The sequence below is a fragment of the Bradyrhizobium sp. SZCCHNRI3052 genome (genome assembly GCF_032484895.1).
Taxonomy (GTDB): domain Bacteria; phylum Pseudomonadota; class Alphaproteobacteria; order Rhizobiales; family Xanthobacteraceae; genus Bradyrhizobium.
The window spans coordinates 555,703-569,771 of record NZ_JAUETW010000001.1 but is presented as its reverse complement, the minus strand read 5'-3'; the positions used below and the strand labels follow the sequence as shown (position 1 = coordinate 569,771).

Annotated in this window: 18 protein-coding genes; 9 read left to right on the top strand and 9 right to left on the bottom strand. The window is 65.6% G+C overall.

All coding sequences use genetic code 11. The features are described 5' to 3' along the window. Positions 1–156 precede the first annotated feature (156 nt). Complete coding sequence (locus tag QW887_RS34860; protein ID WP_409999244.1) at positions 157–666, top strand: CPCC family cysteine-rich protein; 510 nt, start codon at positions 157–159, stop codon at positions 664–666. Here the strand turns inward: QW887_RS34860 and QW887_RS02710 are convergent. Continuing rightward, a complete protein-coding gene (locus tag QW887_RS02710; RefSeq protein WP_315826837.1) occupies positions 639–926 on the bottom strand; it encodes a hypothetical protein in 288 nt (95 codons plus the stop codon). The genes QW887_RS34860 and QW887_RS02710 overlap by 28 nt on opposite strands. Positions 927–1,149: 223 nt before the next feature. Here QW887_RS02710 and QW887_RS02705 point away from each other — a divergent pair, with 223 nt between their 5' ends. Beyond that, positions 1,150–1,386, top strand: coding sequence for a DUF2945 domain-containing protein (locus tag QW887_RS02705; protein WP_315826836.1), 237 nt, complete (start codon positions 1,150–1,152; stop codon positions 1,384–1,386). Next, complete coding sequence (locus QW887_RS02700) at positions 1,383–1,964, top strand: DUF488 domain-containing protein (RefSeq protein ID WP_315826835.1); 582 nt, start codon at positions 1,383–1,385, stop codon at positions 1,962–1,964. The genes QW887_RS02705 and QW887_RS02700 overlap by 4 nt, the downstream gene beginning before the upstream one ends. A gap of 36 nt (positions 1,965–2,000) precedes the next feature. Here QW887_RS02700 and QW887_RS02695 read toward each other — a convergent pair whose 3' ends face one another. Then, complete coding sequence (locus tag QW887_RS02695; protein ID WP_315751727.1) at positions 2,001–2,234, bottom strand: DUF2171 domain-containing protein; 234 nt, start codon at positions 2,232–2,234, stop codon at positions 2,001–2,003. A gap of 835 nt (positions 2,235–3,069) precedes the next feature. After that, complete coding sequence (locus QW887_RS02690) at positions 3,070–5,139, bottom strand: methyl-accepting chemotaxis protein (protein ID WP_316194146.1); 2,070 nt, start codon at positions 5,137–5,139, stop codon at positions 3,070–3,072. A 128-nt stretch (positions 5,140–5,267) separates the two neighbouring features. Between QW887_RS02690 and QW887_RS02685 the strand changes: the two genes are divergently transcribed. From QW887_RS02685 to QW887_RS02660, 6 genes are all read left to right on the top strand, one after another. Next, positions 5,268–6,083: a transglycosylase SLT domain-containing protein gene (locus tag QW887_RS02685; protein WP_410052597.1), complete on the top strand. Its 816-nt coding sequence runs from the start codon at positions 5,268–5,270 to the stop codon at positions 6,081–6,083. A 146-nt stretch (positions 6,084–6,229) separates the two neighbouring features. Beyond that, the gene (locus tag QW887_RS02680; RefSeq protein WP_315712263.1) at positions 6,230–6,514 is read left to right on the top strand and encodes a DUF2312 domain-containing protein; all 285 of its coding nucleotides are present in this window, start codon (positions 6,230–6,232) and stop codon (positions 6,512–6,514) included. Positions 6,515–6,644: 130 nt separating this feature from the next. Continuing rightward, the gene (locus QW887_RS02675; protein WP_315751729.1) at positions 6,645–6,995 is read left to right on the top strand and encodes a zinc ribbon domain-containing protein YjdM; all 351 of its coding nucleotides are present in this window, start codon (positions 6,645–6,647) and stop codon (positions 6,993–6,995) included. A 63-nt stretch (positions 6,996–7,058) separates the two neighbouring features. Continuing rightward, a complete protein-coding gene (locus QW887_RS02670) occupies positions 7,059–7,250 on the top strand; it encodes a hypothetical protein (protein ID WP_315712266.1) in 192 nt (63 codons plus the stop codon). Between the two features lie 477 nt (positions 7,251–7,727). Continuing rightward, on the top strand, positions 7,728–7,943 hold the full coding sequence (locus tag QW887_RS02665) for a hypothetical protein (RefSeq protein WP_316170439.1): 216 nt from the start codon (positions 7,728–7,730) through the stop codon (positions 7,941–7,943). A 228-nt stretch (positions 7,944–8,171) separates the two neighbouring features. Next, positions 8,172–8,402, top strand: a complete 231-nt coding sequence (locus QW887_RS02660) for a zinc ribbon domain-containing protein (RefSeq protein WP_316170438.1) — start codon at positions 8,172–8,174, stop codon at positions 8,400–8,402. Positions 8,403–8,429: 27 nt separating this feature from the next. Here QW887_RS02660 and QW887_RS02655 read toward each other — a convergent pair whose 3' ends face one another. The 6 genes from QW887_RS02655 to QW887_RS02630 form a co-directional block, all read right to left on the bottom strand. Continuing rightward, positions 8,430–8,864: a Rieske (2Fe-2S) protein gene (locus tag QW887_RS02655; protein WP_315712272.1), complete on the bottom strand. Its 435-nt coding sequence runs from the start codon at positions 8,862–8,864 to the stop codon at positions 8,430–8,432. 115 nt (positions 8,865–8,979) lie between these two features. Next, positions 8,980–9,702, bottom strand: a complete 723-nt coding sequence (locus QW887_RS02650) for a DUF3750 domain-containing protein (protein ID WP_315751730.1) — start codon at positions 9,700–9,702, stop codon at positions 8,980–8,982. A 132-nt stretch (positions 9,703–9,834) separates the two neighbouring features. Next, positions 9,835–10,677 (bottom strand): SH3 domain-containing protein, encoded by an 843-nt coding sequence (locus QW887_RS02645; protein ID WP_316194145.1) that lies wholly within the window; start codon positions 10,675–10,677, stop codon positions 9,835–9,837. Between the two features lie 113 nt (positions 10,678–10,790). Further along, a complete protein-coding gene (locus QW887_RS02640; protein ID WP_315767279.1) occupies positions 10,791–11,564 on the bottom strand; it encodes a DUF2066 domain-containing protein in 774 nt (257 codons plus the stop codon). 91 nt (positions 11,565–11,655) lie between these two features. Continuing rightward, positions 11,656–11,952: a copper-binding protein gene (locus tag QW887_RS02635; RefSeq protein WP_315712278.1), complete on the bottom strand. Its 297-nt coding sequence runs from the start codon at positions 11,950–11,952 to the stop codon at positions 11,656–11,658. A gap of 893 nt (positions 11,953–12,845) precedes the next feature. Then, entirely contained in the window at positions 12,846–13,697 is an 852-nt protein-coding gene (locus QW887_RS02630) for a 3-hydroxybutyryl-CoA dehydrogenase (RefSeq protein ID WP_316194144.1), read from the bottom strand. Positions 13,698–14,069: the final 372 nt, after the last annotated feature.

Genomic DNA, 14,069 nt, shown 5'->3' with positions numbered 1-14,069 from the left:
CGGTCGGGACTGAACGATGGCCAAACGCCACGCCTCTCAAGCCACGCGAAACGCTGCGTGAGGCTTGCCTCGCGGATTCGGCGAGGATGATTTGTCCCCATCTCGATCAAAATATCAACCTATAGTTGTTATAACAAATGTATCGCTTTCGCAAAGATGGCGCGCTGCTTGGCCCGCCGGCGGCTCGCCGTTGACGCAGGTCTTTCAGACTCGCATCATCACGCCCTGATGTATCGCGATGTCACCGAGCCGCCGTCGGAGGTGCGCTATCGCTGCCCGTGCTGCCGCTTCCTCACTCTGGGTGAGCGCGGCGGGTTCGAGATCTGCCCGGTCTGCTATTGGGAGCACGACGGCCAGGACGACCACGATGCCGACCTCGTCCGTGGTGGTCCCAATGGAGCGCTGTCGCTGACCGAGGCACGCGCCAATTTCAAGACCCACGGCGCCTCGGAGGCGGCGCATCGTGCGTGCGTCCGTCTCCCCCGGCGGACGACGAGCGCTAGCTCGTCGCACGATGCGGGACCGTCATCGGCCCGACGGGAGACGCCGGATGTTGTCATCGCTGGATGCCACCACGCCAGCATAGCGATCGCAGGCGAGCACCAAGCGCCAGCGTCATGTCGCAGGGAACGAGCCGTTCAGCTCGCTCCGTCTCGTTTGCCATGAGCGTCGTTCTTCTCGCGCTGAGGAGAGATCTTCCAGTCGCGACCTGCCTTACGGTGGTCCCAATCGATGCCGGGTCCCATCCGATGCAGCGTGTGCTGCTTCTGACGTTCGCTGGTCGACTGCCCCTTCTCTCTTGCCGGCACGCCTGAACTCGCTTTGGTCTCCGCGGGATTGGGGGAAGGTTTTCCTTGCCCCTGAGCGAACAAGGGATTGAGGCTGACTGACGCCAGCAAGACGATCATGAAGGCAAAAGTACGCATGGAACGGCTCTCCCTTTGCATGTCACATCGACCATCCGGCCGCGACCTCGACAGGAGCACTCTGAAGGTCGCGGGCAGCTGCGGATTGATCTGGATCAGATATCCCGCGGGACCAGGCAATCGCGGCTCGCCGGAGCGGATTGACCAGCGATGGATGGAACATGCCTTTGCCTGAGCCGTTCCTGGCTGAAGTGCGGATCGCGGCTGTTTACAGAGCAGACAGATGACCAAGTTTGCGAAGGGCGACCACGTCTCCTGGAACTCGGAGGCCGGCCGCGTGACCGGACGCATCGTCGCGGTGCATGTGCGCGACTTCGACTACAAGGGCTATCGTCACCGCGCCAGCAAGGACTCTCCGCAATACGAGATCAAGAGCGACAAGAGCGAGCACATCGCCGCTCACAAGGAGAGCGCCTTGACCAGGGTGAGCGGCAATGAGGCTCGCGGTTCGCAGGGATGACCGAGCACTCACCCGCCAAGACCGCAATGACACGGGCGCGCGACGCGCTTCCCGTCTTCACCATCGGGCACTCCACGCGGACGATCGCCGAGTTCGTCACGCTGTTGCGGGCCGGCGAGGTTCAGCTCGTCGTCGATATCAGGCGCATCCCGCGCTCGCGGACCAACCCGCAGTACAATTCGGAGGTGCTGCCGGCCGAGCTCGCGCGCCATCAGATCGGCCATCTGCGCATTGCCGAGCTCGGCGGCCTGCGCAAGACGAGCGGCATTTCACCGGACACGAACGGCTTCTGGACCAACAAGAGCTTCCATCATTACGCTGACTACGCCCTGTCCGATGACTTCCGGCGCGGCTTCGATCGCCTGCTGACCGTGTCGGCCGCGCAACGCACGGCCATCATGTGCGCGGAGGCGGTGTGGTGGCGCTGTCATCGTCGCATCGTCGCCGACTACCTGATCGATGCCGGCCGCGCCGTGTATCATCTCATGGGCCACGACGAGGTTCGTGCGGCGACGTTATCTGAGGGTGCGGTGCGAGCCGGCGACAAATTGACCTATCCCGGCTCGAACAACGAATGACACGCAACTCGCGGCGCAGCCGACGCGCTCCGCAGGCTAGGTCTCCTCCTCCATCGTCACCGCGACGGCGCCGATGGCCGACAGCCGCACCTTGTCGCCTTCGACCTCGGCGACGAGACCCTTGTCGATGAAGTGATGATGCCCCTTGTGGCTGCCCTCGCCGCTGTCCTTCCTGGTCAGCTTGATGCGGTTGCCGTCGACGCGGTCGACGGTGCCGACATGCACGCCGTCGGCGCCGATGACTTCCATGTGTTCCCTGATGTCCTGCATGACGCGTCTCCTTCGTGGCTGATGATGGGTCTGAAACTGCCTCAACCGGCGGGGTGCCCGAACTGTTCCGTCCGCGTACCTAGCCGTCGGGCGGATCAGCGCAGCGTGATCCGCCCTTCCTCCGCAGGCGGCGGTTACGGCTGCGCCAAACCCCGCCCTACGGACTCTCGTCATTGCGAGGAGCCGAAGGCGACGAAGCAATCCAGGGCGGCATGAGAATTCTGGAGTGCTGCGGATCCTGCCACGGGCTGCGCCTCGGCGCGGACCCGTCGGCTCGCAATGACGCAAAAACCCGCCTGCGCCGACAAAGCTATTTCATCAGCGGCCTCAAGCTGATTTGGCCTGTCCAGTCCTTCGGTGAAAAATAAATCACTTTCGCTTTTTCAAAAATCATGATTGTCTACGCCCATCCCGGCCCGCCGAGAGGGGCGCATCGCGATCGTCACGAGACGTGGGCCGGAGATGCGGTGGCTGTGAGTGTGCCGCAGCGGGCTTGAGGCCCGCCGACGAACGGCACGCTTGCGGACGTGAAGACGCGTGGTCCTGGCGCCCCGAAGCTGGCGCCAAGTGCGGTGGTGATGATGATCGCGCCGTGCGACGGTGGCTAACAAGCCGGACACCGGGGAGATCGCGACATAAGCGTGAAAACCATCGCGCGGGGAATGCCGGGATGCCTCGGCTGAACCTGTGGTGACTGCCGCCTGCTTATCTTCTGCAGGCGGGCCATGGGTGCGGCCAGCGCCCGGCATTCCCCGCGCCCTCTCCCTTCAGAGGGCCAACGACCGGCAAGGCTCGGGCGCCATCTGCGTCGCGGGATCGCGCCCGCTTGGCGATGCTACGCCTTGCGCACGGTGCAGAGGAAGCCCTCCACCGCCACGCGGAAACGATCGGCATCGGTGGACATGCGGCGGACGGAGTCGACCATCGCCGCGCCCGCATTGCCGGTCTGGCGGTTGAGCGCTGCGACCGAGCCAATCGTGTCGGTCACGGCGCGGGTGCCCTGGGCGGCATGCTGGAAGTTGCGCGAGATCTCGGTGGTGGCGGCGCGCTGCTCTTCGACCGCCGCGGCGATCGCCGTCATCTTCTCGTCGATGCTGGAGATGTTGTGGCTGATGGCGCGGATCGCCTCGACCGACTCGCCGGTGGCGGCCTGGATCTCGGCGATCTGGCGGGTGATGTCGTCGGTGGCGGTCGCCGTCTGCGCCGCGAGGTTCTTTACCTCGCCGGCGACCACGGCGAAGCCGCGGCCGGCTTCGCCGGCGCGCGCCGCCTCGATGGTCGCGTTGAGCGCCAGCAGGTTGGTCTGCGCGGCGATCGCGGTGATCATCTTGACCACCTCGCCGATGCGGTTGGCGGCGCGGTCGAGCATCTCGACGGTGGCGTTGGTCTGCGCCGCCTTCTCCACCGCCTGGCGCGCATCGGCCGCCGAGGCCTGCACCTGGACCGCGATCTCGGAGACCGACGCGGTCAGCTCCTCGGTGGCGGCGGCGATGGTCTCGAGATTGGTGGTCGCGGTCTCCGCGGCGCTGGCGACCGCGGCCGTCTGCTCGGTGGACTCATCGACCAGCTTGCGGACCTCGCCGGCGCTGGAATCGAGCTGGCCGGTCGAGTTTCCCATGCTGACGATGACCGCCTGCACGGTGTCGTCGAAGCTCTTGCAGGCGCTGTCGATCGCCTGCGAGCGCTCCAGCCGGCGGCCCTGGTCGAGCTCGCGCTCACGCGACAGCTGCTCGGCGGTGGCGGCGCTCTCGCGCAGGCCCTCGAGGGCGGCAGCCATGGCGCCGAACTCGTCGGCATGAGCGAACTGCGGCACCGGCGTCTGGTAGTCGCGCTGGCCGATGCGCTGGATCGCCTGCATCAGGACGCCGACCGGGCGCATCAGGCGGACGCGCACCGCGCGCAGCGCCAGGCCGGCCACCACGAGCGCGGTGATGAAGGCGAGCGACTGGACGATCAGGCTGCTCAGCGCCGCGGTCTTGATCTCCTCGGCGCGCGCGATCGAGCCGTCGAGCGCGGTCATGCCGATGGCGATGATGCCGGCGAACGGGCCCTGGCAGAACGCGTTCCATTCCGGCGCCGGCATCGCCGGCTTGCCGCTGCCGTCAAACCCCTTGGCGAGCTGGTCCATGCGCTGATGCGCGGCCTCGACCTCGGCGCGCGAGGTCTTCACGGCCCCGGCGAGCCCGGTGCTGCGGCCCCCCGCCAGGAGGTCGTCGAGCCCGGACCAGCCGGCCGCGACGGTGCCGCGCCATTGCGCGATCGCGCCCTTCTGGGTGTCGTCGAGCGGCTTGGAGGCGTTGATGTTGGGACGCAGCGCCGAACATTGCAGGCCGTAGCGGTCGCGGACCTGCCAGGCCAGCCGCCGCGCCTGCACCATCTTGGCGATCGCCGGATCGGTCATCCAGGCGCGGTTCGAGACGGCGAGCGAGGCGGCGTTGGCGACGTCCAGCGTCTTGGTCATTGCCTGGTACCAGGCCTGCGTGCGCGCCAGCACGCGTTCGGAGCGCGGCTTCGCGGCTTCATCGAACAGCAGCTTGAACTGCGGAACCGTGGCGTCCCAGCTCGATTTCAACCCGGCCATGAGGTCGTCGCGCTCGGGCATGTCGACGCCGGCGAGCGCGGCGACGATGCCGTCATAGCCCTTGGCCTCGATGCCCTGATATTCGGTGAGCTTGGCGCGCGGATCGTCCTCGCTCAGCAGCACGCTCTGGATGTCGCCGCGGTGGGCGCGCATGACCAGGACGTTCTGGAAGATCGCCTTGTCGGCCGCGGTCAATTGCTCGGTCGCGACGCTCTCGCGATAGCGGCCCGCGGCGCCGCTCATCAGGATCGCCGTGGACACCAGGATGCCCGCCGCCAGCACCGACAACAGCACCATCAGCAGAGTACTGACCGATTTCTTCATCACGCCCCGCCCCACACCAGAAAGTGGCAGGATGACGCGATTGCGCAAATTCTTCCTTAACCATGGACCGGCACACCGGCGGCCGAGGTAATCAGTTGCCGAAATCCCCTGCCCCACGCCAACAAAAAATGCGCAAGCCGCAACGCGGCAGCCGCTGGCGCGCGCTGCGGCGCGATGCGAAGCGAATCGCAGGGCGCGGTGCGCAGTGGCTGGGCCGGACGGTGGGCGCGGCGCCGCGATGGATCAAGATCGCCTGCGGCGCCTTGGTGCTGCTCGTGACCTTCGCGCTGGTCAATCTGGCCTATCACGTCCTGCGCAAGCCGACCGAGCTGTTCGTGGTGACGGGTCATTCGCTCGACAAGGAGCCGGAAGAGACTTGGCGCCAATATGGCGCGCTGTTCCGTGAGAGCTCGACACGATCGATCACGCCGGAGCTGCTCGCCGCCCTGGCGCAGACCGAGAGCTCGGGCAATCCGGTGGCGCGCACCTATTGGCGCTGGCGCTTCGCATGGAATCCGTTCGCGCTGTATCAGCCGGCGTCCAGCGCCGTCGGCTTGTTCCAGATGACCGACGGCGCCTTTGCCGACGCCGCACGGTTCTGCATCCGGGATCGCGAGGTGGTCAGCGACGGCTGTGGGTCGCCGAGCCTGTACGTCCGCGCATGGCCGGCGCATGCGGTGGCGCTCACGGTGATCTCGCTCGACCGCCAGGTCGCTGCCGTGCTCGCGCGGCAGCCTGCTGCCAAGCCGAGTGCGCAGCAGCGGCAGGATCTCGCGGCCGTCATTCATCTGTGCGGCGCCGGGCCGGCGGCCGGGTTCGCGCGCCGTGGCTTCAAGCCGGCGGATGGCGAGCGCTGCGGCGACCATTCGGTCGCCGGTTATCTCAGCCGCGTCAATGCGATGAAGAAGCAGTTTCAGAAGCTCTCGACGGCGGAGCAGAGCTAGCGCATGGCGCCCGCTCGGCAACATCGCAGCCCGCCCGGTTCCGCGTTAAGCACGTCGGATTCACTGATGTGGGCAAAGCGCGCCCGTTAAGACATTGGCAACGAACTGCCGCGCATTTTCTCCGTCCCATTAGTACAGGAGTCACCATGTCAGAGATCGGCATTCCCGGCGCGCGCATCCGGTCCTTCATCGAGCGGATCGAGCACCTCGATGGCGAATTGGCGGAGCTGAACGAGCAGAAGAAGGAAGTGTTCGCCGAGGCCAAGGGCGAAGGCTTCGACGTCAAGATCCTGAAGGAGATCATCAAGCTCAGGAAGCAGGACCAGGACGAGCGCGACGAGCACGAGACGCTGCTCGACACCTATCTCCGGGCGATGGAAGCGGCCGAGACCGGGCCGGCCAGCAAAACCCCCGAGCGCAAGGCGGCGTGACGCTGCCGACCGACGATGGCGGCGCGCAGCCCATCTGCGCCGCGCGCTGCCCTCCCCCGGGATTTTCCTTGCCCGGTTCCATCCGAGCCTCTAACGCTGCGCTACGCTTCTGCCCGCGCCCGAGGATGAGATGACCGACGCAATGACCTGCCCGCAATGCCGCTCCGAGCACGCCTATCAGGACGGCGCGCTATGGGTCTGTCCCGAATGCGGCCATGAATGGAGCGGCGACGCCGCCGTTGCGGCATCGGCCGGCGACGACGCCAGCATCCGCGACGCCAACGGCAACGTTCTGGCCGACGGTGACAGCGTCATCGTCATCAAGGACCTGAAAGTGAAGGGATCGTCGTCGGTGGTGAAGGGCGGCACCAAGGTGCGCAACATCCGCCTGCAGGAGGCGAGCGACGGCCACAACATCGCCTGCAAGATCGACGGCATCGGCCAGATGAACCTGAAGTCGGAGTTCGTGCGCAAGGCGTAGAGCCTAGTGCTCCCGGAACATTCGCGACGCCATGGCGTTCGGATCAACAACGGGAGGATGGCCATGCTGACGGACGACCAGATCGCGACGCTTTCGGATATCGGCCAGGCGATCGCCTTCTCGCCCGACCGGCAGGACGAACTCGATGGACTGATCCGCGAAGGTTATGTCGCCAAGGACGGCGACATCTACGAGCTGACGGCGAAGGGGCAGAAGATCCTGACCGATCGAGGTGCCGGATTGAACGAGGCCTGACGGACCGGAGGCTCGCAGCACCGGGCATCGGGGCGTCGGTATCAGCGCCACCGGAAAGTCTGGCATCCGGCCAAATATCATGCGGGGAATCGGCGGTTCGTCTGCAGACACCCTTGCGAATCGAACTCTGATTCACCCAATGAACGGCGATATTCCGCCCGAAGACCGAAAACAATGTCCGCGGGCGCCGCAGGACTGCGCAGGCGCTGCCTGTTATTTGACGCAACAGGTCCGGCTCAGGCCCGGCACTCAGGCCGAACAGCACAACACGGGCAAATCGCCAATTGATCGAGCAGCAAACGCAGGCCGGTTGCCCAACGCTGCGTGATCCAAGCAGTGAATCCGTCACGCTTCTGTGGTCATGAAGTGACACCCGTAGCAATCCGTTCCGTAGCAGCACGGCGTGGATTCATAACTTGGCATGAACTCTGCTTTCCCGATCCTGACCGGGTCCCACTCTTTGGAGGCAGAATCAACGTGCTCGTCACTCTCGTCGCAATGCTATGCAACGGCCAGCTCTGCATGGAGAAGGTCGTCACCAACAGCGAGATGTCCGGCATCACGATGACATCCTGCGCCGTCAGCGCGCAGATCGGAATCGCAGACTGGATGTCCAAGGGTCCCTATCACGAGTGGCATCTGCAGAGTTACAAGTGTGTCGCCGGCAAGTACGTGCCGAAGACCAACGCCTGATCCGCTTTGTCCGTCCGGCTGGCGCCCGGATATCCGGGGCCGGCCGGCCAGGCGGAAGAGCTCTGCACTGCTGTCGAATGTTCGACCCCAGTCGCGTCGCATTCGGGACATGCGCAGCAAAAAACGCTGCCGTCAGCGTGCAAACGCGCCCTGAATCGGCGAATTCGATGCGCAATGGCGCTGGCCCGCTTCGTGCAACGCCCCTCAGCGACAATGAGGGATGACGTCATGCCGTTCTACAGCTTCCATTGCGCAGCCTGCGCGGAGGATATCGAGTTGCTGATCGGGATTTCTGAAAGGCCGGTCTGTCCGACCTGCGGCAGTCGCAAGCTGACCCGCCTGCCCTCGCTACCGGCGCCGCCAGCGCGCAGCCCCGGCCTGATCAAGGCGGCGCGCAGCCAGGCAGCACGCGAGGGGCACCTCAGCAACTACAGCCGCGCCGAACGGAAGAAGCGCTGACCCGGCCGCGGCCGCCGGCCCTCGGCCTCAGTCCGATGTGATCTGCACCTCGGGCACGTCATCCTCGGGATCGTCGATGTCGAGGCCATCCTCCTCGTCCAGATCGATCCCGGAGAGGCAGATGTCACCGTCGTCGATCACGAGCTCGACCGGGGACAACGTCCGGCCCTGGCAGGGCCCGATGAAGCATTGTCCGGTATCGAGGTCGAACTGCGCACCATGCTCGCCACAAACGAGGAAATTGCCTTCCTCGTCCATGAACTCGCCCGGATGCTTGTCGAGGCGGGCGCCCTGATGCGGGCAGGCATTCTCGAAGCCATAGAAATTGTTGCCCTTGCGCGTGACCAGGATCGGCCAAGGCTTGGCGCTGCCGTCGGGCTCGCGGCGCTGGAGAACGAAGCCCCGCGCCGCGCCATCGTCCACCTCATAGGTCGCGCAGATCGCAAACAGCGTGCTCATCATCCGCCTCTTCTCGCCTCGCCCGGCGTTCTTGGCGCATCCGCGACATCACAGGCGCGCTGAAGAGGGTCGCAGCAAGCAGCATGCCAGCCAGTGCCTGACAGGCAGATCGCGGGCCTCAGACCGCTCGCATGCCGAGGCGGCCGATCCCGGGAAATTTCAGCGCCGGCCGACGCAGATCGACGCCGAGAACTCCCCCGAAGAAGTTCAGCTCGACGCCCTCGATCCACCCGACGGTGACACCGAGATAGCCGCCGAGCGATACGAACAGACCGGTCCCGGAGGCCGTGCGCCCCCACCAGCCGTCAAAGGGGAAGTCCTTGCCGATTGCGGTTGGCGGCAGCACGGCGTTCAGCTCAGGAACCGCGTTCAGCGCCGCCTGCACGAAGGTGTTCGAATTCGGCCCCGGCCAGGCGTTGTAGTCGCCATAGGCGCGGAAGCGGTAGTTCTCGATCACGCTGCGGATCCTCGGGATCACCCGCTCGGCTTCATCGCCGTCGACGGCCAGCACTGTCTCCGGCAATGCACCGAACCAGCGACCATCGGGCGCGAAGCCATCGACCCGGATCGGCTCACCCCACGCGGTGTAGTCGTAGCGGGTGTAGCGCGGGCCGCCCTTCTCCTTCACGACGATCCAGGTGTGGACCGCGAAGATGCCACGCCAACGCACCGTGCGCGCAGCGAATACGCGCACCATCGCGTCGGCATGCTGCGCCGGCGATGGCAGCAGGCCCGCGCTCGAACGGTCCGCAGTCTGCCAGCTGCCGCGACGATCGCCGCGCAGATAGTTCGCGGCCGACAGCGAGATGGGCACGAAGATGAGCAGGAGGAAAGCGAGCACGGGCTTTTTCACGATGGGCGAGAACAATGGAGGCACCGAGGAATGACAGCCATGTAGTCATCGCGCCCGCCGTCGCCAGCGCCGGCCGGCCCGCCACCTTCACAATCCGGACACCAGGGCAGCGCTGAAGACTCAGTGCCGGCGGAAACCACCGTCCGGGCCGGAACGCCCGCCGCCGCCGCGAGGGCCGCTGACGCCGACACGCGCAGCGCCCATGGCGGGGCCGCCCCCGATATGCGCCAAACCGATTTGCGGCGAAGTCCCGATCATGCGCATGCCGCCCATCTGCGCGCGGGCGCTCTGCGGCGCACCGCTGCTTCGGCTCATCAATGGCTGCACCATGGGTGGCGTTGCAGCTCGAGCGGGAGCACCAGCCACGACCGGAGGTGCGCCGGGGCCGGCGGCAGTCGCAGGCGGCACACGACCTTGCATGCCCGAAGGCGGTCCGGATCGTTGGCCCGTGCCGGCGACCGCGACCGCTCCGGCGCCAGGCTGGATCATCCCGCCGGGACCACGACCCGGCATCCCCGGGGTCATGCCAGGCTGAGGCGGATTTTGCGCCATGACCGGCGGATGGCGATGCCAGTAGCGGTTCCAGAACGCGTGCCGATGATACCAAGGCCGTCCGAAATAGAAGCTGCTCCAATAGGTGGTCAGCGTGAAGCCGACAGTCGGCACGTACTCGACATATTCGGGCAGGTAGACGTACTGCTCACGATACAGATAGGCGAGCGTCCGCGCCGCGACCCAGCCGCGTTCGCCTCCGAAGCTGACATCGCACCATGCGCCGCCTTGAATGCAGCCATGGATGGTGATCCTGGCACCGACTGGAATGCGCTCGACGACGGGAAAACCGGGGCCGGGTCCTGCGCGCATGGTGGCCGCGGTGCGCACCAGGCCCGGCGCGGCCACCGCCAGCGAGGCGGGCGTGACAATCAACAGCGCAGCAACAAGACACGGTCTGAGTTTCACCACGGGCGCCCTCCTGTCTGTTTGCCCGAGCGAGCTCGGGCGCGAGACTCTCGCGCCCCGCATGCGCGGCTCAGGCATCCGGTCCACGGGGATGGTTGCAGACTATCGCGGCAACCTCACGGCGCTCCGTTGTCGGAGAGGAGTTGCGCTGCTCCACCGAGAGCACGGCGAAATGCCTCGTCGAACGTCACGCCACGGAATTGCCACCGATCTTGCTTGCCAGCGCGATCGAGGCGCCATTGCGTGACCCAGCCCAGTTCGGCATCGTCCCAGGTGAGATCGCCAAAGAGCATGACATCAGCGCCGGGAAACCACGACGCAACCGCCGCGGGCTGGACATCGTTCAACTTGGTCCGCTCAATAGCGGCCTTCGAGACCTCGGAGGCGCTTGGCAGAGCGATCTCGAGTCCACGCTTGACGGCGGCTGCGCGCAGCGCGTCGCGCTGCAGATCGGACCTCCGGTCGTCGGATGCAACGAAGAAAGTACGACCGCCCGACGTCATCGCCACGATCACGGCAATCGACGGGCGCGGCGCCGGCCACGGCTTGATGTTCAAGCTCGCAAGCAACTGATCGATCCGCGCGCGATCGAATGACACAGTCAAGTCATACGGACGGTCGCGCGTGCCCTGCTCGTCGTGCTTCGGCTTGCCCGACATCTGATCGTGATAATCGAAGCCGGTGACGAACTCCGCTGCCCGCGCCTCGAGTGGCGCGAGCCTTGCGTCGTTCCTGAGCTGAAATGCACCGGACACCTTGATCAGCACGTCTTCCAGACATGCTGCAAATGCCGCCCGGCGATTGTCCTCGCCCTGACCGGTCACGACCGTCTGCGCCTGGTACAGGTCGGTCGGAGCCGCATTCGCAATAGTGCAGGCCCCGACGACCATCATCGCCCAGAGCCCGAGACGCCATACGCCCCAACCGCGGAGAGCACCGCACTGCCTCTGCCTCATCGCGCCCTCGATCCGGCTATGTCGGCTATTTCTGCCGGTCGAGCTTGACGATCGTCGGTGTGGCGGCGTCGGACGTCGAGAACGTCACGCGATCGCCGGCGTGGATGTTCTCGATCATGGCATTGTCCTTGATCTTGAACTCCTGGGCCGCTCCGGCCGTGTTGGCACCGACGGTCCCGTTGGGAACGCGCTTGATCGCGATCGTGCCGTTGAGACGGTTGATCCCCGTGACCATGCCCGCCGTGTCTTGCTCCGCTGCCAGAGCGGGCCAAGTCCCCGCAAACAGGGCGACCGTCGCCAGAGTAATGCCAACTGCTCTCATCGCTGTTCTCCTGCCTTGCTTCTCGCGGCAAACAAAACACCACGAATTCTTTGGTTCCCGGAACCTTCAGCTTCGTCGCTGACGACTTTGGGCCGTCTAACGCGCCACATCAATGCGCCGTGCAGCCCGTTTGTCGCCCCCAAGCACTACGCCTACATAAAACATGCTGATCGTCTCCGCCGCTGCGGACGACGCGCGCTCGACCGGGCGCAATCGCGAACCTTCTTCGACCGACACGGCTCGGCCACCCTCATGTAGTGATTTGCACGGATTTGTCATCAGACCAGCGCGTGATCAAAGTTTTCCTGCACTCGCAGTATCGACGCCCCGTAACGCCGAATTCATCAATGCGTCAGGATGCGCCTTGACAGCACAGGCAGCCGGGAGGACGATAACCGCGTCGTCCAATCTCGGTGGCCGTTCCTGACGACGCCGCGATGTCCGAACGACAACAAACCATCTGATTGCAGGGAGGTTCTATGACTCCACCTCCGTACCAGATCCGCTGAGTGCGACGGGACTCGCTTCGGACCATCGCATAGCGGCAAATCACGAACGGCACGCCGGGTCGCGGCTTAGTGGGCTGCATCAGCGAGGCATGGCCCCTTGCCCGCCCGGCGCTGTGCCGTCCATCTGGATCACTTCAGCGCGAGCTTTGTAGCTATCTGCGGCTTGAGGCCCGATACTCGGGTTGATACTGCGCAACGAGAACATTGGAACGTGTGATCAGTCGATCGCGTGCAGCGATCAGTTGACCAATGGCAGCCGAGATATCCGCTCGCGGCATCGCCGCATTCCCAATGTCCCCGACCAATGTCCCCGAAACGAAATCCTTCATCGCCTGATGCACGGCGGGTGCAGGCGTCACCCGCCGCCGAAGCAATCTGCCGCAGCTACTTGCTGTAGTCGTAGAAGCCCTTGCCGGTCTTGCGGCCGAGCTGGCCTGCGGCCACCATCTCCTTCAGCAACGGCGCCGGCCGATACTTCGGATCGTTGAAGCCGTTGTAGAACACCTCCATCACCGACAGCATCGTGTCGAGACCGATCAGATCGGCCAGCGCCAGCGGACCGATGGGGTGATTGCAGCCGAGCTTCATGCCCTCGTCGATGTCGGCCGCGGTCGCGATGCCTTCCGAATACACGAAGATCGCCTCGTTGATCATCGGGCACAGGATGCGGTTTACGGCAAAGCCCGGGCTGTTCTTCGCGGTGATCGCGACCTTGCCGATCCGCTTGGCGAAATCGGCGGCGGCCGCATGGGTCGCATCCGAGGTCTGCAGGCCGCGGATCAGTTCAAGCAGCGCCATCATCGGCACCGGATTGAAGAAGTGCATGCCGATGAAGCGGTCGGGCCGGTCGGTGGCGGTGGCCAGCTTGGTGATCGAGATGGAGGAGGTGTTGGTCGCGATCAGCGCCTCGGGTTTCAGACCGGCACAGAGATCCTTGAGGATCTTGAGCTTCAGCTCCTCGTTCTCCGTCGCGGCCTCGATGACCAGGTCACAGTTCGACAGCTTCGCCTTGTCGGCGGTGCCGGTGATGAGCGACAACGCCCTGTCCTTGTCGGCGGTCGTCATCTTCTCCTTCTTGACCAGGCGATCGAGGCTGGAGCCCACCGTCGCCAGCCCGCGCGCCACGGCCTGCTCCGAGATGTCGACCATGACGACCGGAACGCCCGCGGCGGCGCACACCTGCGCGATGCCGTTGCCCATGGTGCCTGCTCCGATGATGCCGACCGTCTGAATCATTGCCGCTTCCTCTCAGTCTCGTATCCGCGGGGACCGCCCCGTCCTGCGCCGTTGCTTAACAGGCTATCGGCCGGCCGGGTAGACCCAAGGCGGCGGGCTGAGAAGGGGCCGGCTGCCCCGCGGTTCGACGGCATCGGGAGCGAACGGTCGCCCCGGGGTCCAAACCAAGAGCCGGCAGACAACTGGCACGGCGCCCAGCCAGAGCCAGCCGCCCGCACCCGCGCCGACGGCGCCGCGCAACGACGCGGCCGGCGACAGCGCGCGCGGCACCGGGCCGCTGAACAGGACCGCTGACCGACACGCCGGCACGGGCGCCCGGGCGGCGGCGGCCGTCGCGTGACGTTGCGTGAGCGCCACGCCAAATCCGTCGGT